Annotated in this window: 21 protein-coding genes and 3 tRNA genes; 13 read left to right on the top strand and 11 right to left on the bottom strand. The window is 68.6% G+C overall.

Annotated elements, in window-relative coordinates; all coding sequences use genetic code 11:
- Positions 1-238: 238 nt before the first annotated feature.
- A complete protein-coding gene (locus ACZ6WN_RS15245; protein WP_008359714.1) occupies positions 239-625 on the top strand; it encodes an RNA polymerase-binding protein RbpA in 387 nt (128 codons plus the stop codon).
- Between the two features lie 64 nt (positions 626-689).
- Here ACZ6WN_RS15245 and ACZ6WN_RS15240 read toward each other — a convergent pair whose 3' ends face one another.
- From ACZ6WN_RS15240 to kdd, 6 genes are all read right to left on the bottom strand, one after another.
- Complete coding sequence (locus tag ACZ6WN_RS15240; RefSeq protein WP_465865633.1) at positions 690-1,172, bottom strand: FxsA family protein; 483 nt, start codon at positions 1,170-1,172, stop codon at positions 690-692.
- The gene (locus tag ACZ6WN_RS15235) at positions 1,169-1,921 is read right to left on the bottom strand and encodes a polyprenol monophosphomannose synthase (protein ID WP_465865856.1); all 753 of its coding nucleotides are present in this window, start codon (positions 1,919-1,921) and stop codon (positions 1,169-1,171) included. Before ACZ6WN_RS15235 ends, ACZ6WN_RS15240 begins: the two co-directional genes overlap by 4 nt.
- A gap of 534 nt (positions 1,922-2,455) precedes the next feature.
- Entirely contained in the window at positions 2,456-2,848 is a 393-nt protein-coding gene (gene kal / locus ACZ6WN_RS15230; RefSeq protein ID WP_465865631.1) for a 3-aminobutyryl-CoA ammonia lyase, read from the bottom strand.
- On the bottom strand, positions 2,845-3,585 hold the full coding sequence (gene kamE, locus ACZ6WN_RS15225; RefSeq protein WP_465865629.1) for a lysine 5,6-aminomutase subunit beta: 741 nt from the start codon (positions 3,583-3,585) through the stop codon (positions 2,845-2,847). The genes kal and kamE overlap by 4 nt, the downstream gene beginning before the upstream one ends.
- Positions 3,582-5,135, bottom strand: coding sequence for a lysine 5,6-aminomutase subunit alpha (gene kamD / locus ACZ6WN_RS15220; protein WP_465865628.1), 1,554 nt, complete (start codon positions 5,133-5,135; stop codon positions 3,582-3,584). The genes kamE and kamD overlap by 4 nt, the downstream gene beginning before the upstream one ends.
- Entirely contained in the window at positions 5,132-6,178 is a 1,047-nt protein-coding gene (kdd, locus tag ACZ6WN_RS15215; protein WP_465865626.1) for an L-erythro-3,5-diaminohexanoate dehydrogenase, read from the bottom strand. Before kdd ends, kamD begins: the two co-directional genes overlap by 4 nt.
- 110 nt (positions 6,179-6,288) lie before the next feature.
- On the opposite strand from kdd, the gene ACZ6WN_RS15210 reads away from it, so the two are divergent.
- Positions 6,289-7,668, top strand: coding sequence for a KamA family radical SAM protein (locus ACZ6WN_RS15210; protein WP_465865624.1), 1,380 nt, complete (start codon positions 6,289-6,291; stop codon positions 7,666-7,668).
- Between the two features lie 37 nt (positions 7,669-7,705).
- On the opposite strand, the gene ACZ6WN_RS15205 is transcribed toward ACZ6WN_RS15210, so the two are convergent.
- The 3 genes from ACZ6WN_RS15205 to ACZ6WN_RS15195 all read right to left on the bottom strand — a co-directional run bounded on the left by ACZ6WN_RS15205 (position 7,706) and on the right by ACZ6WN_RS15195 (position 9,700).
- The gene (locus ACZ6WN_RS15205) at positions 7,706-8,164 is read right to left on the bottom strand and encodes an Lrp/AsnC family transcriptional regulator (RefSeq protein ID WP_465865622.1); all 459 of its coding nucleotides are present in this window, start codon (positions 8,162-8,164) and stop codon (positions 7,706-7,708) included.
- A gap of 97 nt (positions 8,165-8,261) precedes the next feature.
- Complete coding sequence (locus ACZ6WN_RS15200; protein WP_465865620.1) at positions 8,262-8,963, bottom strand: cache domain-containing protein; 702 nt, start codon at positions 8,961-8,963, stop codon at positions 8,262-8,264.
- On the bottom strand, positions 8,960-9,700 hold the full coding sequence (locus ACZ6WN_RS15195) for a FadR/GntR family transcriptional regulator (protein ID WP_465865619.1): 741 nt from the start codon (positions 9,698-9,700) through the stop codon (positions 8,960-8,962). Before ACZ6WN_RS15195 ends, ACZ6WN_RS15200 begins: the two co-directional genes overlap by 4 nt.
- A gap of 86 nt (positions 9,701-9,786) precedes the next feature.
- Between ACZ6WN_RS15195 and ACZ6WN_RS15190 the strand changes: the two genes are divergently transcribed.
- From ACZ6WN_RS15190 to ACZ6WN_RS15155, 8 genes are all read left to right on the top strand, one after another.
- Positions 9,787-10,857, top strand: a complete 1,071-nt coding sequence (locus ACZ6WN_RS15190; RefSeq protein ID WP_465865617.1) for an ABC transporter ATP-binding protein — start codon at positions 9,787-9,789, stop codon at positions 10,855-10,857.
- Between the two features lie 25 nt (positions 10,858-10,882).
- Positions 10,883-12,070 (top strand): extracellular solute-binding protein, encoded by a 1,188-nt coding sequence (locus ACZ6WN_RS15185; RefSeq protein ID WP_465865615.1) that lies wholly within the window; start codon positions 10,883-10,885, stop codon positions 12,068-12,070.
- On the top strand, positions 12,067-12,927 hold the full coding sequence (locus ACZ6WN_RS15180; protein ID WP_465865613.1) for an ABC transporter permease: 861 nt from the start codon (positions 12,067-12,069) through the stop codon (positions 12,925-12,927). Before ACZ6WN_RS15185 ends, ACZ6WN_RS15180 begins: the two co-directional genes overlap by 4 nt.
- Positions 12,924-13,736 (top strand): ABC transporter permease, encoded by an 813-nt coding sequence (locus tag ACZ6WN_RS15175; RefSeq protein WP_465865611.1) that lies wholly within the window; start codon positions 12,924-12,926, stop codon positions 13,734-13,736. The genes ACZ6WN_RS15180 and ACZ6WN_RS15175 overlap by 4 nt, the downstream gene beginning before the upstream one ends.
- A gap of 50 nt (positions 13,737-13,786) precedes the next feature.
- Entirely contained in the window at positions 13,787-14,695 is a 909-nt protein-coding gene (locus ACZ6WN_RS15170) for a 5'-3' exonuclease (RefSeq protein ID WP_465865855.1), read from the top strand.
- Between the two features lie 101 nt (positions 14,696-14,796).
- A complete protein-coding gene (locus ACZ6WN_RS15165) occupies positions 14,797-15,234 on the top strand; it encodes an SsgA family sporulation/cell division regulator (RefSeq protein WP_465865609.1) in 438 nt (145 codons plus the stop codon).
- A 262-nt stretch (positions 15,235-15,496) separates the two neighbouring features.
- Entirely contained in the window at positions 15,497-16,789 is a 1,293-nt protein-coding gene (locus ACZ6WN_RS15160; RefSeq protein ID WP_465865608.1) for an OFA family MFS transporter, read from the top strand.
- Positions 16,786-16,887, top strand: a complete 102-nt coding sequence (locus ACZ6WN_RS15155) for an MFS transporter small subunit (RefSeq protein ID WP_465865606.1) — start codon at positions 16,786-16,788, stop codon at positions 16,885-16,887. The genes ACZ6WN_RS15160 and ACZ6WN_RS15155 overlap by 4 nt, the downstream gene beginning before the upstream one ends.
- Before the next feature lie 28 nt (positions 16,888-16,915).
- Here ACZ6WN_RS15155 and ACZ6WN_RS15150 read toward each other — a convergent pair whose 3' ends face one another.
- Positions 16,916-17,737 carry an aminotransferase class IV gene (locus ACZ6WN_RS15150; RefSeq protein WP_465865605.1) on the bottom strand — a complete coding sequence of 274 codons (822 nt, stop codon included), beginning with the start codon at positions 17,735-17,737 and terminating at the stop codon, positions 16,916-16,918.
- A gap of 167 nt (positions 17,738-17,904) precedes the next feature.
- On the opposite strand from ACZ6WN_RS15150, the gene ACZ6WN_RS15145 reads away from it, so the two are divergent.
- The 3 genes from ACZ6WN_RS15145 to ACZ6WN_RS15135 all read left to right on the top strand — a co-directional run bounded on the left by ACZ6WN_RS15145 (position 17,905) and on the right by ACZ6WN_RS15135 (position 18,192).
- A tRNA-Gly gene (locus ACZ6WN_RS15145) sits at positions 17,905-17,977 on the top strand.
- Positions 17,978-18,012: 35 nt separating this feature from the next.
- Positions 18,013-18,083, top strand: a tRNA-Cys gene (locus tag ACZ6WN_RS15140).
- Between the two features lie 34 nt (positions 18,084-18,117).
- Positions 18,118-18,192: transfer RNA gene (locus tag ACZ6WN_RS15135), tRNA-Val, on the top strand.
- 285 nt (positions 18,193-18,477) lie between these two features.
- On the opposite strand, the gene ACZ6WN_RS15130 is transcribed toward ACZ6WN_RS15135, so the two are convergent.
- Positions 18,478-18,987, bottom strand: a complete 510-nt coding sequence (locus ACZ6WN_RS15130) for a DinB family protein (RefSeq protein WP_465865603.1) — start codon at positions 18,985-18,987, stop codon at positions 18,478-18,480.
- Positions 18,988-19,114: the final 127 nt, after the last annotated feature.

The raw sequence follows: 19,114 nt of genomic DNA, 5'->3' as shown, positions 1-19,114 counted from the left end.
GGGCTCGGCGGCTGGCGGTTTCAAGACATCGGCCGCTCAGGACTTTCTCAGAGAGATCCGCAGGTCAGGCGGGCCCTGTGTCGAACAACACGGCGAGGATCACGACAATTCACGGAATCATCACCTCCTCTGTACCGTTGACGGTGTGAAGAGGCCTGACCGGCCTGCGTCATGAGTCCGCAGGCCGCCTCGCTCTTCAGCTCATTCAACGGGGGACGATCGACTCAGGAGGTGCTTCATGGCCGAGCGCACGTTGCGCGGCGCCCGACTGGGCGGACAAAGTTTTGAGGACGAACGCGGCATCGAGTTCGCGGGCCGTCAACAGGTGGCCTACCGCTGCCCGCAGGGTCACGACTTCGAGATCACGATGTCGGACGAGGCCGAGGTTCCGGCCATCTGGGAGTGCCCGCGCTGCGGGATGGAGGCTCTCAACCTCTCCGGTGCCAAGCCGGAGGAGAAGGCCGAGAAGCCTGCGCGTACGCACTGGGACATGCTCCTGGAGCGGCGCTCGGAGAAGGAGCTCGAGGACATCCTCAAGGAGCGCCTCGACCTGCTTCGCGGTGGCGAGATCGGCCCGGCTCACCTGCACCGCAAGGGACCGGGCAAGAAGAAGGCCAACGCCTGACTTCTGACAGACCCAGATACGCCGAAGGCGGCCTTCCACTCAGGAAGGCCGCCTTCGGCGTATCTCAAGCCAGGTTGTCCTTGTCGATGACCTCACCGGTGACGATGTCGTCGTTGCGGGGCCGAGCACCCGGGCCGAACGTGGAGGGCATCGTCGCCGTGACCAGGCGCTTCTGCACGACCGTGGCCAGGATGCGGCGGAAGAACGGCCGGGTGAACGGCAGGATCAGCACGATGCCGAAGATGTCGGTCACGAATCCGGGGCTGAGCATCATCGCGCCACCGAGCAGGATCAGCGCGCCGTCCGCGATCTCGTTCGACGGGAGCTTGCCGGTGGAGAGCGCCGTCGTCAGCGCGGTCCAGGCTCGCGACCCCTCGCGGCGCATCAGCCAGGCACCGAAGATCGAGTCGGCGATCAGCAGCAGGATCGTCCACCACACGCCGATCACCTGGCCCACCTGGATGAGCACGAACAGCTCGGCCAGCGGCATCACCAGGAACAGCAGCACCAGCACCCAGGAGAACCGGCGGCGTCGCGTGGTCGTCATCGCCGGCCTCCCGCGAGCCGGTCCAGGCCGAATCGGCGCAGCAGGCGGAGCAGCTGTTCGCGGCGTTCGGCCAGGCCCCATCGGGTCACCCGGCGCATCGACTCGGCGGCGACGGCGGGGCTCATCTTCGACTCACCCCGGACCCGCTCGATGAACTGGATCGGGACCTCCTTGACCGTGAGACCGGCCCGCAGCGTACGCGTCACCATCTCGGTCTGGAAGACGTAGCCGGTGGACTCGACGCTGTTCAGCTGGAGCTTCTCCAGCGTCGTACGCCGGAAGAGGCGGAAGCCCGCGGTGGCGTCGTGGACGCCGATGCCGAGCAGGAGCCGGACGTAGAAGTTGCCGCCGACCGACAGCAGGCGCCGCGACAGCGGCCAGTTGACCACCGAGCCGCCGCGGATCCAGCGGGCGCCGATCACCAGGTCGGCGGAGGTCAGCGCCTCGAGCAGCAGGTGGAGCTCCTCGGGCTGGTGGGAGCCGTCGGCGTCCATCTCCCCCACCACGTCGTAGCCCTGGTCGAGGGCCCAGCCGAACCCGTGCAGGTACGCCGCCCCCAGCCCGGCCTTCTCGGTGCGGTGCAGCACGTGGATCTGGCCGTCGTTGTCGGCCAGCTCGTTGGCGATCGTGCCGGTGCCGTCGGGTGAGCCGTCATCGACGATCAGCACATCGACGCGCGGCTGCGCCTTGCGGAGCCGCCCGACGATCCAGGCGAGGTTGTCCGCCTCGTTGTAGGTCGGGATGACCATCACCGCCCGACCGATCTCGGTCCAGGGTGGAAGCTGCTCGTTCGTCACGTACGCCGGCCTTGTCAAGGAATGGGGGTGGAGATCACAGGATATCCGCCCGGCGGTTGATCCCAAGATCCCGATCGAGCCTGACAGCGTGACGGCGAGGCGATCGCAGACAGACAGAGCGCGGGAGGAGCAAGACGTTCTTCGGGCCGTTCCGATCCCTGCTGGCGGCAGGGGGACGATCGTTGTCTAAGGGCGCCTTGGCCCTCCCGCGTTGCCCTCGCGGCCGTTGACCGCACCCACGAAAACGCATCGAAGGCATGCCTGGCTCGACACCCCCCGACCCGATTCGTCGAGCGCCGGTCCGCCGACCGCAACTCTGCATGGGCGAACGTTGCCACCATCACCCGCTGGCTCTCCGGAAGTCAACACGGCGCTGACCTGCGGAAACAGATGTTTTCGCAGGTCAGCAACAGCCTGCCGAGCGCGAGAAAGTGAAGATTTCTCGAGGAACCTCGGCGTGTCGTCTTCGCGTACGCGTTACGGCGCTCAGGGAACGACGACGGTGCCTCGTGCGGAGGTGGCGAGGATCGGCTCCGCCAGGATCTCGGCCGCCCCTGGACGGGCCTCGGTCGCGGCTCCGCGGGCCACAACGTACACCGCGAACTCCATCACCCGCGACCGGGTCCCGGCCCTGATCAGCTCGCAGGTGATCTCCAGGACGTCGCCGGCACGCACCGGCGCCTTGAACTGCACGTCGTCGTAGGAGGCGAACAGACCCTCGTCGCCGTCGGTGAGGATGCACATCTCGGTCGCGACATCGCCGAACAGCCCCAGGCTGTACGCGCCGTCGACCAGGTTCCCGGCGTAGTGGGCGTGGGAGTAGGGCACGTAGCGCCGGTGGACGACCCTGGTGCCGGTCTCGGGCGAGGACGAGGTCATGCGGCGGGTTCCTTCGAGGTGGTGCGGTGGACGAGATAGGAGGCGACCTCGGCAGGAGTGGTGCCGCGGCCGAAGATGCGGTCGACGCCGAGCTCGGCGGTCATCGACTCGTCGAATCGTGGACCACCGGCGACCAGGAGCGGCCGCTCCCCCGCCGGATAGGCCTCGCGGAACGCCGCCGACATCTCCCGGGTGTTGAGCAGGTGCGCGTCACGCTGGGTGACGACCTGGGAGACGAGCACGGCGTCGGCACGTCGGGTGACGGCGGCCTCGACGAGGGAGGGCACCGAGACCTGGGCGCCGAGGTTCACGACCTCGATCTCCTTGTAGTACTCCAGCCCCTTCTCCCCCGCGAACCCCTTGATGTTGAGGATCGCGTCGATCCCGACGGTGTGGGCGTCGGTGCCGATGCAGGCGCCGACGACGACCATCGGGCGCCGCAGCGTCTCCTTGATGACCGCGTTGGCCTCCTTCGGCGTGAGCAGCGGGAAGTCGCGCTCGACGACCTGCACCTTGTCGGTGTCGACGAGGTGGTTCACCTGCCCGTAGACGACGAAGAAGGTGAAGTCGTCGCCCATCGGCTTGGAGTGGACGACCATCGCCGGCTCCATGCCCATCTTGTTGGCCAGCTGCAGCGCGGCGCCGTCGGCGACCTTGCTGTGCTTGATCGGCAACGTGAAGGAGACCTGCACCATCCCGTCGCCGGTGGTGTCGCCGTACGGCCTGATGATGGTCACTTTCCCTCCAGGATGGCGCTAGCCGGGTTGTAGTACGCCTCGGACTTCTGGGCCACGCCCTCCAGGCCCTTGCCGGCGTCGGCGGGACGCTTCATCAGGCCGAAGGTGCCGTCCGCGATCGCGTCCAGGAGCCCGTTGGGCTCGTCGATGATCTTCCCGAGCAGGTCGATCGACTCCCCCAGGACCTCGCGCGCCCGGTTGGCGATGAACCCGTCGGGCGCCGGGTGGAAGTCCTCGCCGAGGCGTCCGGCCGCGTCCATGACGTACCGGACGTTCTGCAGGGCCAGGTCGCGGTCGGAGAGCCACGGCGTCACCACCGCCTCGGTCATCATCCCGACCAGCAGGATGCCCTGGTCGGTCATCGCGCCGGCCAGGTTGAAGAACCCGTCGAGCAGGTAGCCCTTGAAGATGTCGCCGGTCATGTGCCGGGTCGGCGGCATCCACTTCAGCGGAGCGTCGGGGAAGATCGTCTTCGCAAGCAGCGCGTGCGCGAGCTCGAGACGGAACGAGTCCGGTACGTCGGGGTTGATCTCGAAGGCGTGGCCCAGGCCGAGCTGCCAGTCCTCGAGGCCGGCCTCCTTGGCGAAGTACTCGTTGAGGAGCTGGCTGGTGGTGACGGTGTGCGCCGCCTCGACCGCGTCGGCGGTGGTGAGGTAGTTGTCCTCGCCGGTGTTGATGATGATCCCCGCCCGCGCGTGGATCTGGCGGGAGAGCCGCTGGTCGACGAACGTACGCACCGGGTTGATGTCGCGGAACAGGATCCCGTACATCGAGTCGTTGAGCATCATGTCGAGACGCTCCATGCCGGCCAGCGCGGCGATCTCGGGCATGCACAGCCCGCTCGCGTAGTTGGTCAGCCTGACGTAGCGGCCGAGCTCGCGGCTCGCCTCGTCGAGAGCGGCTCGCATGAGCCGGAAGTTCTCCTGGGTCGCGTACGTCCCGGCGAACCCCTCCCGGGTGGCGCCCTCGGGCACGTAGTCGAGGAGCGACTGGCCGGTCGAGCGGATCACCGCGATGATGTCGGCGCCCTCGCGGGCGGCCGCCTGCGCCTGCGGGATGTCCTCGTAGATGTCGCCGGTCGCGACGATCAGGTAGATCCACGGCTTGCGGGGTGCGTCGCCGATCTCGGTGATCATCCGCTCGCGGGCCACCCGGCTGGCGTCGAGCCGGGCGATGCCGACCCCGACCGCCTCGCGGGCGTGCTTCGCGGCCAGCTCGGCCTCGGCGCCCTCGGGCAGGTGGAAGGTGACCTGGCCGGCGGCGGCCTCCTCGGCGAGGCGGGCCAGGTCGTTGTCGTGGGCGGCCAGCGCCTGCCACACCGGCAGGGCGACGCCGTGCTCGAGCCCGATGTCGGCGCGGACCGCGTCGACCAGGTGGTTCACCCAGGGGGTGCCGTCCGGGTCGGCGCCGGAGAGGCCGGCCAGGCGCAGCATGGCGCGCTCGACGGCGACGGTCGTGTGCTTCGTGGCCATCTCGACGATCGGGTCGCCGACCTTCGCGGCGAGCGCGCGGGCCTGGGCGATGGTGCGTGGGTCCAGATCGAGTCTCACTGGGCCAGTCTCCCCTCGAACAGTGTCCGGACGCCTTGGTTCGCGCGGAGGAGATCCAGCGCATAGGCGGCATGGCCGGGGACGTAGCCGTTGCCTACGAGCATCGTGACGTCGGCGGCGAGGCCCTCGGCGCCGAGCGCGGCGGCCGGGAACGAGGTCGCCATCGAGAAGAAGATGACCGTGCCGCGGTCGGCGGTGGCGAGGATCGCACCGCCCTCGCAGCCGGGCACGTCCACGCAGACGACCGTGACGTCGGCAGGACCACCGGCCTTGGTGACCGCGTCGCGCAGCCCGACCGGGTTGCGGGCGTCGGCGACGACGACCTCGTCGGCGAGGTCCGCCTCACGGAGTCGCGACGCCTCGGCCTCGGTCGGGACGACGCCGATCAGGTGGCCGGCTCCGGCATCGCGGGCCGCGGCCAGTGACAGCGACCCGGACTTGCCGCCGCCACCGATCACGGCGACGACGCCGCCTGCGTAACGCTCGGCGACGACCCGTCGTGTCAGCGCCGGAGCGCCGCACACGTCCATCACCGACAGCGCGAGCTCGGGGGCCAGGTCGTCGGGCAGGACGGCTGCGATCGAGCGGCCGAAGAGGATGGCGTAGCCGTCGCACGGCACCTGCTCGGAGTCACCGCCCCAGCCGGCGAGACCGTCCTCGATCACCAACGGCGTCAGGGTCAGTGACACCAGGGTGGCGACGCGATCGCCCACCGCGAGTCCCAGAGGCGACTCGGGGCCGACCTCCTCGACGACACCGACGAGCATGCCGCCCGACCCGGTCACCGGGTTCTGCATCTTGCCGCGCTCGGCGACGATGTCGAGCACCTCGCGGCGTACGGCCTCTCCGTCGCCGTCGTGGGCCGACTCGAGCTGCCGGAACGAGGCGGCGTCCAGGTTCAGTCGCTCCACCCGGATCCGCACCTCGTCGGGCCACAAGGTCGTGCGGGTGTCGAGTCTGCGGGCTGCCTGGGGCAGCGGCAACGAGCCGTCCACCGGCTCATCCAGCACCCGGTGCAGGCCTGTCGGGTCAGAAGTGGTCATCGTCGTACGCCTCCTTGCGTCCATCTCACGGCGGACCCTACCAGCGGTCGATGGAAGAATTGCGGCCTAGGCTTGCAACTACCGGAGGATCTCCCGCTATGGTGGAGAACATGACGGCAACCATCGAGCCCACGACTAGAGACGGACAGCCCTACGCCTATCAGCGCGTCGAGCTGGTCGAGCCCGACTGGACCCGGTTCCCGGGGTGGGCCGACGTGACCGAGGAGCAGTGGCGCGACGTGCAGTGGCAGCGGGTCAACTGCCTCAAGAACGTCCGCCAGCTGCGCGCCCTGATGGGCGATCTTCTCGAGGAGCGGTTCTACGCCGACCTCGAGCGCGACATGGCCGAGCGGGCGACCATGTCGATGCTGGTGCCGCCGCAGATGGTCAACACGATGGTGCCCTCGGGCGCGGACGCGGGTGAGGAGTTCACCGCGGCGTTCTACGCAGACCCGATCCGCCACTACATGATCCCGGTCTTCTCCGACCGCCGCACCGACTGGCCGTCCCACCCGCAGGCGAGCCGCGACTCGCTGCACGAGCACGACATGTGGGTCGCCGAGGGGCTGACCCACCGCTACCCGACGAAGGTGCTCGCCGAGCTGCTCTCCACCTGCCCGCAGTACTGCGGGCACTGCACCCGGATGGACCTGGTCGGCAACTCCACCCCGGTCATCGACAAGCTCAAGCTCACCGGCAAGCCGGTCGACCGCCACGAGGTGATGCTCGACTACCTCCGCAACACCCCGCAGGTGCGCGACGTGGTCGTCTCCGGCGGCGACGTCGCCAACCTCCCCTGGCCGCGGCTGGAGGACTTCCTCACCAAGCTGATGGCGATCGACAACATCCGTGACATCCGGCTGGCCACCAAGGGCCTGATCGGCCTCCCCCAGCACTGGCTCCAGGAGCCGCTGCTGGAGGGAATGAACCGGGTGACCACGATCGCCCGCGAGCGCGGCGTCTCCCTCGCCATCCACACCCACGCCAACCACGCCAACTCGGTCACTCCGCTGGTCGCCGAGGCGTCCAAGGCGCTGCTGGCGGCCGGGGTGCGCGACGTACGCAACCAGGGAGTGCTGCTGGCCGGGGTGAACGCCGACAGCCACAGCCTGCTCGACCTGAGCTTCCGCCTGCTCGACGGCGCGCAGATCATGCCCTACTACTTCTACATGTGCGACATGATCCCGTTCAGCGAGCACTGGCGCGTCTCGGTCGCCGAGGCGCAGCGGATGCAGCACGACATCATGGGCTACCTGCCCGGGTTCGCCACCCCGCGCATCGTGTGCGACGTACCCTTCGTCGGCAAGCGCTGGGTCCACCAGATCGCTGACTACGACACCGAGCGCGGCATCTCCTACTGGACCAAGAACTACCGCACCTCGATCGAGGCATCGGACGCCGAGGCACTGACCAGGACGTACGAGTACTACGACCCGATCCACACCCTGCCCGAGTCAGGCCAGGAGTGGTGGCGCACGCACGGCAAGTGACCGTCAGAGACTGAGACCCGGTGCCCGGCGCCGGGTCTCAGTGCGTCATGGTCGGGCGGTTCTCGTAGTAGGTGTACATCGCGATCGTGGTGCGCGTGGACACGTTGGCGACCGAGCGGATCCGGCCGAGCAGCTCCTCGAGCGCCTCGGGCGTGGCGACCCGCACCTTGAGCATGTAGGACTCCACGCCTGCGATCGACCAGCAGGCCTCCACCTCGTGAAGGTCCGCGACCCGCTCGGGGGTGTCGTCGGGCTGGGAGGGGTCCATGGGCTGCACCGCGACGAACGCGGTCAGCGGCACGCCGATCGCGGCGTAGTTGACGGTGGCACCGTAGCCGGTGATGAGACCACGCTGCTCGAGCCGCTTGACTCGCTGGTGCACAGCCGAGGTCGACAGGCCGGTCGCCTTGCCCAGGTCGGTGTAGGACATCCGGCCGTCCTCCGCAAGGAGCTGGAGGATTTTACGGTCGGTGGCCTCGATCTCAGGTGCAGTCACGGCGACAGCGTACCCACAACAGCAATATCTCCGCCGGAACGTCCAGAAAAGTAGTTGATGTCGAAAGATTTCCGGCGATGTCGACGGGTGGAGAGCCTCAGGACGGCCAGCCGGCGAGCACCCGGAGCTCGCCATCACCGTTCGCGGAGGGCTGGACGACCGACAGCAGCCGTCCGTCGCGGGCCTCGTCGGGGACGGCGTTCATCGCCTCGCCGGTGGCCAGGTGCGGATCGGCGGAGACGACCACCCGGCCGTGCGAGTTGATCAGCGTCGCGCCGATCTGGCGCAGGCCGGGCAGCAGCATCGTCTCCAGCGTCTCGACCGAGGTGTCGGCGCCGGCGACGCCGACCATCCGGCCGTCCGCGTAGACCGGCAGCGTCGTGGTCATGACGTACTCGTCGGCGCAGACGAAGTCGACGTAGGGGCCGGCGAGGTTGAGCGCTCCGGTGCGCTGCGGGACCCGGAACCACGGCTGGCGGGTGTAGTCGATGGCCTCGCCTGTCGCCGGCACCTCGGCGTCACCGAGGAAGTCGCGCCCCGCCCCCTGCCACCAGGCCAGGTAGAGGCGCCGGTCGACGAGCGCGTCCGGTGCGACGACGAACCCGCCTCCCAGCAGGCTCGGGTCCCGGAGGAACGCCAGCGTGCCGGTCTCGACCTGCGCGATCAGCTCGTCCGAGGTGACCGGTCCCACGGCGAAGAGGGCGCCGACCTCGGCACGCACCCGCTCGAGCTCGGTGAGGATGGAACCGAAGTGCTGCTCGATCCGGACGGCGCAGTCGGCCGACACATCGGTGTTCACGGTCGTACCACCTCATGGATCTCGGTCAGACGTTCAACGGCGTGGGTCACGTGGTCGCGGACGCTCGCGCGCGCCGCGGCGACGTCGCCCGTCGCCAATGCGGCGACGAGCGCCCGGTGCCGCACGGCGGACGCCTCACGGAAGTCCGACTCGCTCAGCGGCACTCGCAGCAAGGTACCGAAGTCGCCCTCCTGTCGCACGACCTCCCGGGTGAGTCGCGCCGACTGGGTCAGTGCCGCCACGGAGAGATAGAGCTCGCTCTCGGCGTCGCGCCACCGTCCCAGGTCGTCCTCGCCCAGCGGGACCAGCAGATCCTGGAGGTCCTCGACCTCGTCGGGGGCGGCTCGTTCGGCGGCGAGCTCAGCGCAGCCGGTCAGCACGACCAGATAGAGGCTCGCCCGGTCGCGCAGCTCCACACGCGACATGGTCGCGAGCCGCCCCTTCACGATATCGCCCGGATCCGGAGCGCGTACGAAGGAGCCACCGCCCCGGCCCCGGGTCGTCACCACCAGGCCCTGCGCGCGCAGCGAGACCAGGGCCTCCCGGGCGGTCACGGTCGCCACTCCCAGCATCTGGGCGAGCTCGATCTCGCTCGGCAGGCGGTCGCCGTCGGCGAGCACGCCGGAGCGGATCGCCTCCGCCAGCCGGTTCTCGACACGTACGGCTCTGCCTTCGTCGCCGATCGGCGCGAAGATCGCCGACCGGGCACGCGAGCTGATCGCGCGGGCGTTGGCCACGATCGGGCTCCTCCTTCGAGTGGGTTTACAAAGAACTTACGCAGAGACCCTTTAAAATCTAAGATCTGGTTCCATATGATTCAACAATGGGACCGACCGAATCTCCGCAGATCCAGCTCGAAGCTGTGACCAAGGCGTACGGCGACGTGCTGGCTGTCGACGCCCTCGACCTGACCATCGGCGACGGTGAGTTCTTCTCGATGCTCGGGCCCTCCGGCTCCGGGAAGACGACGGTGCTGCGGCTGATCGCGGGCTTCGAGCACGCCGACTCCGGCACCATCCGCCTCGGCAGCGAGGACGTGACCGCCCTGGCGCCCTTCGACCGCGACGTCACCACCGTCTTCCAGGACTACGCCCTCTTCCCGCACTTCAACGTGCTCGACAACGTCGCCTACGGCCTGCGTGTGCGCGGCGTCCCGAAGGCGGAGCGCGCCTCGCGAGCACGCGAGGCGCTGGAGATGGTCCGCCTCGGCCACGTCGCGAACCGGAAGCCGACCGAGCTCTCCGGCGGGCAGCGGCAGCGGGTGGCGCTGGCTCGCGCCATCGTCGTACGTCCTCGGGTGCTCCTCCTCGACGAGCCGCTCGGCGCGCTCGACCTCAAGCTCCGCGAGCAGATGCAGGTCGAGCTCAAGCAGATCCAGCGCGAGCTGGGGATCACCTTCGTCTTCGTCACCCACGACCAGGAGGAGGCGCTCACCCTCAGCGACCGGATCGCGGTCTTCGACAGCGGCCGGATCGTGCAGCTGGGCACGCCCAAGGAGATCTACGAGCGGCCCACCTCCCAGTACGTCGCCGACTTCGTCGGCACCTCCAACGTCTTCGACGAGCAGGCGGCCAAGCGGATGCTGAAGATGGACGGCGCCTTCGCGCTGCGGCCCGAGAAGATCCTGCTCTCCCCGGAGACCGCGGGCGCTCCGATCGGCGCGATGACCGCCGCCGGGGTGATCACCGAGTCGATCTACATCGGCACCGGCCATCGCGTCCACATCGAGCTCGAGGACGGCACCAGGCTGGTCGCCCTCGAGCAGAGCCGCGGTGCCCTGCATCCCGACGCCGCCGAACCAGAGTCTCGGGGCGACCGCGTGGTCGCCTCCTGGTCGCCGGGCGACCTGGTCCCCCTGGGCACCGATTCGTCCCGTGCCGTGCAACACCGATGAGCGAGAACACCAGAGAGGTCTGACCATGCGCAACATCCCAACCAGAGTCGCCGCTGCCCGCACCCTTGGCGGAGCGATCGCGGCGCTGTCCCTGATCACGCTCTCCGCCTGTGGCGGCGACAGCGGATCCGAGTCGACCGGAGCGGTCGAGGAGCTCGGCGAGAACGAGGGCGAGGTCTCGATCCTGGCCTGGCCCGGCTACGTCGAGGACGGCTCGACCGACCCGGAGGTCGACTGGGTCTCCAGCTTCGAGGAGGAGACCGGCTGTCAGGTCACCGCCAAGGTCTACGGCACCTCCGACGAGGCCTTCAACCTGGCCAAGTCGGGCGAGTACGACGTCGTCGCCGCCTCCGGCGACCTCACCCTCCGCATGATCGCGGCGGGCGAGGCGGCCGAGGTCAACACCGACCTGATCCCCAACTACGAGGGCATCTACGACTTCCTCAAGGACCGCGAGTGGAACACCGTTGACGGGAAGAACTACGGCATCCCGCACGGCTACGGCGCCAACCTGCTGATGTACAACACCGAGGACGTCACCCCCGCCCCGACCTCGTGGAAGGCGGTCTTCGAGGACGCGCCGAAGCACAAGGGCCAGGTCACCGCCTACGACTCCCCGATCTACATCGCCGACGCCGCCGTCTACCTGATGGCGCACCAGCCCGACCTGGGCATCGAGAACCCCTACTCGCTCGACGAGAAGCAGCTCGCCGCGGCCGTGGACCTGCTCAAGGACCAGCGGACCTCCGTCGGTGAGTACTGGTCCGACTACACCAAGACCCAGGCCTCCTTCGAGACCGGCGACACCGTGGTCGGCACCACCTGGCAGGTGATCGCCAACCTGATCGACCCGAAGAAGGCCTCGGTCGAGGCGATCCTGCCCTCGGAGGGCGCGACCGGGTGGAACGACACCTGGATGATCTCCTCGAAGGCGAAGTCGCCCAACTGCGCCTACGCCTGGCTCGACCACATCTCCGACCCGGAGACCAACGCCCAGGCGACGGAGTACTTCGGCGAGGCCCCCAACTCCGACAAGGCCTGCGAGTTCGCCTCCGAGGGCCACTGCGAGACCTTCCACGCCGGCGATGAGGAGTACGCCAAGCAGATCTGGTTCTGGAACACCCCGATCGAGAAGTGCCTCGACGGCCGGACCGACGTGAAGTGCACCGACTACCAGGACTGGACCAAGGCCTGGGCAGAGATCAAGGGGTGACCTTGAGCTCTGTCAGCAGCACGCTCAGCAGGAGGCCGGGGATCCGCCTCGGCCTCCTGCTGGCCGCACCCCTCACCTGGCTGGTGCTCGTCTACGTCGTCGCGCTCGCCGCTCTGCTGGTGACGGCCTTCTGGACGATCGACTCCTTCACCAACGAGCTCGAGCGCACCTTCACCCTCGACAACATCCGAGAGATCACCGGCCAGGCGCTCTACCGGACCGTCACGCTGCGCACCATCGGCGTGGCCCTGCTGGTGACGCTGATCGACTGCGCGATCGCGCTGCCGGTCGGCTTCTACATGGCCAAGGTCGCCTCCCGGCGCTCGCGCCACCTGCTGGTGATCGCCTTCCTGATGCCGCTGTGGGCGTCCTACCTCGTCAAGGCGCTGGCCTGGCGCTCGCTGCTCTCGAACGGCGGCCTGCTGGACTGGGCCGGTGGCCTGGTCGGTCTCGGTTCACCGGGATTCGGCTTCACCGCGATCGTGCTCACCCAGGCGTACATCTGGCTTCCGTACGTCATCCTCCCGGTCTACGCGGCCTACGAACGCGTCCCGGACTCGCTGCTCGACGCCGCCGGCGACCTCGGCGCCCGGCCGGCGCTGACCTTCCGCACCGTGGTGTTCCCGCTGGTGGTGCCGGGACTGGTCGCGGGCTCGATCTTCTCGTTCTCGCTGACCATGGGCGACTACATCACGGTCAACATCGTCGGCGGCGCCAACCAGATGCTCGGCAACCTCGTCTTCATCAACTCGGGGTCCAACCTGCCGCTGGCCGCCGCGATCGCGCTGATCCCGATCGTCGTGATCATGATCTACCTGGCGTTGGTACGCCGCACCGGAGCTCTGGAGAACCTATGACCATCTCGAGATCGACCCGGCGCCTGCTGGCCGCAGTGACCGGCCTGGTGCTCGCCATGCTCTACGCACCGCTCGCCCTGGTGGTGGTGAACTCGTTCAACACCTCCCAGGCGCTGACCTGGCCGCCCAGCGGCTTCACCACCCAGTGGTGGCAGCGGGCGGCGGTCAACCCGGGAGCACACGACGCGATCCTCACCTCGCTGACGGTGGCCGCCTGCGCGACGGTGACGGCTCTCGTCCTCGGCACGCTGCTCGGCCTGGCGATGCAGCGCTACTCCTTCTTCGGGAAGCAGTCCGTCAACCTGCTGGTGGTGCTCCCGATCGCCCTCCCCGGCATCGTCACCGGGATCGCGCTGTCCAACGCGTTCTCGTCGATCCTCGGCGTACGCCTGGGGTTCTTCACCCTCGTGGTGGCCCACGCGACCTTCTGCATCGTGACCGTCTTCAACAACGTGCAGGCGCGGTTGGGGCGGATGGGCGGCAACCTCGAGGAGGCCTCGGCCGACCTGGGGGCGGGGATGTGGACGACGTTCCGGCTGGTCACGCTCCCCCAGCTGCGCTCGGCGCTGTTGGCCGGCGGGCTGCTGGCGTTCGCGCTCAGCTTCGACGAGATCATCGTGACGACGTTCGCGGCCGGGCCGGGTGTCACCACGCTGCCGGTCTGGATCCTGACCAACCTGTTCCGGCCCGGTCAGGCGCCGATCGTCAACGTGGTCGCGGTCGTGATGATCGTCGTCTCGGTCGCACCGATCTGGCTCGCCCAGCGGCTCTCCTCCGACCCGGCGGAGACGACGAGGGCGATTCACTAGGACCGCCCTCCGCCTGAGCGGATAATGTGCTCAGCGTGGCTGAACCTCGAATGCTCCTGCTGGACACCGCGTCGCTCTACTTCCGGGCCTACTTCGGCGTGCCCGACATCCGCGCCGAGGACGGCACCCCGGTCAACGCCGTCCGCGGGCTGTTGGAGTTCATCTCCCGGCTGGTCAACGACTACTCCCCCACCGACCTGGTGTGCTGCTGGGACAACGACTGGCGCCCGCAGTGGCGGGTCGACCTGATCCCGTCCTACAAGGCGCACCGGGTCGTCGAAGAGGTCGAGACCGCCCCGGACGTCGAGGAGGTCCCCGACCCGCTGCAGGTCCAGGTGCCGATCATCCGCGAGGTGCTCGCCGCGGCCGGGATCCGGGTCATCGGCGCCGACGGCTACGAGGCCGACGACGTGATCGGCACCCTCGCGACCGGCGCCGGGATGCCGGTCGACGTCGTCACCGGCGACCGCGACCTCTTTCAGCTGGTCGACGACGCTGCCGGCGTACGCATCCTCTACCCGACCCGGGGCGTGAGCGATCCGGATCTGGTCGATGAGAAGTGGGTGCTCGCCAAGTACGGCATCAGCGCCGCGCAGTACGCCGACTTCGCCACCATGCGCGGCGACACCTCCGACGGGCTGCCGGGCGTGAAGGGCGTCGGTGAGAAGACCGCGGCCAAGCTGCTCGAGCAGTACGGGGACCTGGAGGGGATCATCGCCGCGGTCGCCGACCCGACCACCCCGATCACGAAGGCGCAGCGGCAGAAGTTCGTCGACGCGGCCGGCTATCTGGCGGTCGCGCCGAAGGTCGTGGCCGTGGCCCGGGACATCCCGCTGGACCGCAGCGGCACCGCCCTGCCCGGGGCTCCGGCTGACCCGGAACGCCTGCACGAGCTGGCCGCGACGTACAACCTCGCCTCCCCCGTCGCCCGCCTGGAAGCCGCTCTCGCGCGGGAGTGACGCAGGTCTCCACAACTCGGTGAAGAAAGTTCGTCGAAACGGCATCATCCGCCGCGTACGTCTCCGTCTCCTTGGCAAGACCACGAACAAGGAGCGGACGAATGAGCGACATCAAGCACCCGGCAGTGCAGCACGACATCAAGATCTCCTGCCTCGACCCGTGGGGCCGCACGGTGGACGTGCCGACCACCCTCGGCTACCGCGAGAACGACCCGTACGCAGTGAGCCTGACCTTCCACTCCGGCGCCGGTGACGTCGAGTGGGTCGTGTCCCGCACGCTGATGCTCCAGGGCCTGGCCGCCCCCGCCGGTGAGGGCGACGTGAAGATCTATCCCAGCATCGACGAGGACGCCAAGGCCGTCGCCGTCTTCGACTTCAGCTCCCCCGACGGTCGCCTGATCGCGACCGCCGACTCCAGCGAGGTGCAGACGTTCCTCGGCAAGTCCTTCGCGGCCGTCCCGGTCGGCGCCGAGAGCCAGCACCTGGATCTCGACGCGCTGGTCGCGGACCTGCTGGGCAGCTCCTTCGACGCTGAGTAGGCACTCCGCCCGCCTGCTCATTCGTTCACGAACCCTCCCGTCCCGGATTTCCGGGGCTGGAGGGTTCGTGCTTTTCGCTGGCCAGAAGTGTTCGCTCGCCGTTGCCACATCAACTGTGGTAGTGATGTGCGTCACCCGCACCCCCTCGGAGGTCACAGTGCTGCCAGCTTTCCTTTCTCGCGAGCGAACGGTGGCCGGTCCCGGCTTCAGTCGCTGGCTCATCCCACCCGCCGCCCTCGCCGTCCACCTCTGTATCGGCCAGGTGTACGCCACCAGCGTCTACAAGACCGCCCTGGTCGAACACTTCGACTCCAGCCAGACCGCGATCGGGCTGATCTTCTCGATCGCGATCGTGATGCTCGGTCTCTCGGCCGCGGTGATGGGCACCTGGGTCGACCGCAACGGACCACGAGCGGCGATGACCGCGGCCGCGGTCTTCTGGGCGTCCGGCTTCTTCGTCGGCGCCCTCGGCATCGGCACCGGCCAGCTGTGGCTGGTCTACCTCGGCTACGGCGTCATCGGCGGCATCGGTCTCGGGATCGGCTACATCTCCCCCGTCTCCACGCTGATCAAGTGGTTCCCGGACCGGCCCGGGCTGGCCACGGGCATGGCGATCATGGGCTTCGGCGGTGGCGCGATGATCGCCAGCCCGCTGAGCGGCCGGCTGCTGTCGCTCTACGACCCGTCCTACACCGGTGACGCCAGCACCGTGCCCGACGGTCACGCGGTGATGATGCTCTTCCTCACCCTCGGCGTGATCTACCTGGTCTTCATGTCCTTCGGTGCCGCCACCGTCCGCGTCCCACCGGAGGGCTGGACACCGGCAGGCTGGGACCCGGCCAGCGTGAAGGAGAAGAAGCTCGTCACCACGGCCAGCGTCTCGGCCAACAACGCGATCAGGACCCGCTCGTTCTGGCTGGTGTGGATCGTCCTGTTCTGCAACGTCACCGCCGGGATCGGCATCCTCGAGCAGGCGGCCCCGATGATCCAGGACTTCTTCCGCACCGACGGTGTCTCCTCGGTCAGCGCGGCCGCGGCCGGTGGCTTCGTCGGGCTGCTCTCGATCGCTAACATGAGCGGCCGGTTCATCTGGTCCTCGACCTCCGACGTCATCGGCCGCAAGCCGATCTACATGATGTATCTCGGGGTCGGACTGGTGCTCTATCTCCTGCTGGCCACCGTCGGGGACACCTCGATGGCGCTGTTCGTGCTGCTCGCCGTGGTGATCCTGTCCTTCTACGGCGGCGGCTTCGCGACCGTCCCCGCCTACCTGCGCGACCTCTTCGGCACGTTCCAGGTCGGCGCCATCCACGGCCGGCTGCTGACCGCCTGGTCGGCTGCCGGCATCGCCGGACCGCTCATCATCAACGCCTTCCTCGACGCCCAGGGCGAACCCGGCACGCTCACCGCCGCGGCCTACCAGCCGGCGCTGCTGACCATGGTCGGTGTCCTCGCGGTCGGCTTCCTCGCCAACCTGCTGGTGCACCAGGTCCCCGACAGGTTCCACGAGCCGAAGACGGCCGGATCCACCGAGACCGAGAGGAGTGCAGCATGAGAGCCAGGATCGCTGGTGCCTGGGCCCTGGTCGGGATCCCGCTGGCCTACGGCGTCATCGAGACGCTGCGCCGCGCGGCGCAGCTCTTCACCGGCTGAGCCCTGTCCGCAGCCCTGCGGCGGCCCCTCAGAGGCCGAGCAGGCTCGGCTCGTTCGTACGCCACGCCTCCTGCGCCGCCCGGGTGATCGGGCCGTGCGGGAGGGTGCGCGTGCCCCACTCGGTCACAGCCTGGACGTCGCGCAGGCTGGAGGTGAGGAAGACCTCCGTGGCGTACTCCTCGACCTCGGCCAGCGGCTCGTCGGTCTCCTCGGCCCCGAACCACTCCAGCACCAGGGCGCGGGTGATCCCGGCCAGCGGGCCGCTGGAGAGCGTCGGGGTCTTCAGCGTGCCGTCGAGCACGTAGAAGATGTTGCTCCCGGTGCCCTCGCACAGGTCGCCCACGGTGTTGGCGAAGATCGCCTCGGTCGCCCCGTGCTCGCGGGCCTCGGCCAGGGCGATGACGTTCTCGGCGTACGACGTCGTCTTCAGGCCGGTCGTCGCGCCGTGCTCGTTGCGGCGCCACGGCACACTGACGACCTTGGTCTCGTCCGAGGTGGGCTCCGCGTCCTCGAGGCCGATGATGACCGTCGGTGGCACTTCCACGCGGCCGGAGCCGAACGGCGCCGGCCCGCCCGTGACCGTGATCCGCAGACGTCCGTACGCCGTCGGCGCCGCGCCCAGCACGGCCTCCACACCCTTGGTGATGAACGAGCGGTCGAGGGCCGGCAGGCCGAGCCCGCTCGCGGAGCGCTCGAGGCGGTCGAGGTGGAGCGCGAGCGCGAACGGCTGGTCCTTGATCACCTTGAGCGTCTCGAAGACGCCGTCGCCGACCACCAGACCGTGGTCTCGGATGGAGACCGCCGGGGCGGCCGGGTTGTCGAGAAGCTGACCATCGATCCACGCGCGCATACGGCAACTCTAAGACGTCCCTGGTCAGAGCCCGGAACGCCTGTCCGCGCGGCGGGCGAGGTTTCGGGCGAATGACACGAAGGTGACCCCCGATTTGTCCCCCGACACCGGCTCCGTTAATGTTCTTCTCGTCGCCAAGGGCACGGGAAACCGGGCCGGAAGCACAAGCGGACGTAGCTCAGTTGGTAGAGCGCAACCTTGCCAAGGTTGAGGTCGCGAGTTCGAGCCTCGTCGTCCGCTCGGAGTAGGTCTCCACCGGAGGCATTGCCTCCAGCGGTGGGTTGGCCGAGAGGCGAGGCAACGGACTGCAAATCCGTGTACACGGGTTCAAATCCCGTACCCACCTCGAAGCACCACCCTGATATAAACTGAACAACCCCGGACGATTGGCGCAGCGGTAGCGCGCTTCCTTGACACGGAAGAGGTCACTGGTTCAAACCCAGTATCGTCCACCACAGAATCGGCCCCTGACCTGCGGAAACGCAGATCAGGGGTCGGTTCAATTTCACCGTGTCGAATGAGTGTTCGACGCTGCCTGACAAAGTGCCTGACTGACAATGCGCCTCTCTGTTAACAACTGGTTCCCCCGGTTCGCGCCGGCCAGGGACACGGTGGTCCGGCGGTTGGCGCAGGAGCCGTTCGGTTGGCGGCCCACGGTGTTGGATGTCAGCCTCCGCCGATACCGTTGTAACGCCGCCTCCGACGACCCGGAACGCGGACCGACGACGCGCCGCGAGCCGTCAGTCGCCGACGCTGCCGTCGATCATCTCGCGCAGGATGTCCGCGTGGCCCGCGTGCCGGGCGGTCTCCACGATCACGTGCAGGTACATCCACGTCAGCTCCCTGCCCCGCGGTGTGGTGACGGCGTAGTCGAGGCTGTGCTGGGCGGCGATCTCGCGGGAGCGGTCGCACTCCGCCTGGTAGGCGGCGATGACGTCGTCGAGCTTCTCGTTCGGCTCCAGCCGCAGGTCGGCCTCCGGGTCTGCGTCGGTCCACGGCGGCGTGGGCAGCTCCGCGGCGGGGATCTGCCCGATCTGCTGGGCGAACCCGCCCAGTTCCACCCACCGCAGGTGTTTGATCAGGCCGCCGAGGTTGGTGCCGGTCGGCACCGGGCTGCGCCGGGCGTCGTCCTCCGACACCCCGCGGGCCTTGCGCACGACGGCGTCGCGCAGGTAATCCAAGTACGTCCCGAGCTGTTCGCGCTCGCCGGCGGCGACCACGCTGCCGAGGATCTCACCGGGTCTAGTCATGGCCCGAACGTAACACTCCGGCCGACCCTCGCGCCGGGGCTATTTTGGGCTCGTCGCAGTCGCAGTTGAGGGTGTAGTCCGGTCGGCGTGTCGGTGGCCGGGTAGGGGTCGAGGTCTCCCAAAGGAT

It is taken from the genome of Nocardioides sp. NPDC054178 (assembly GCF_055585005.1).
Note: the sequence above shows the minus strand (reverse complement) of the source record. Positions and strands in the feature narration are given on the sequence as shown.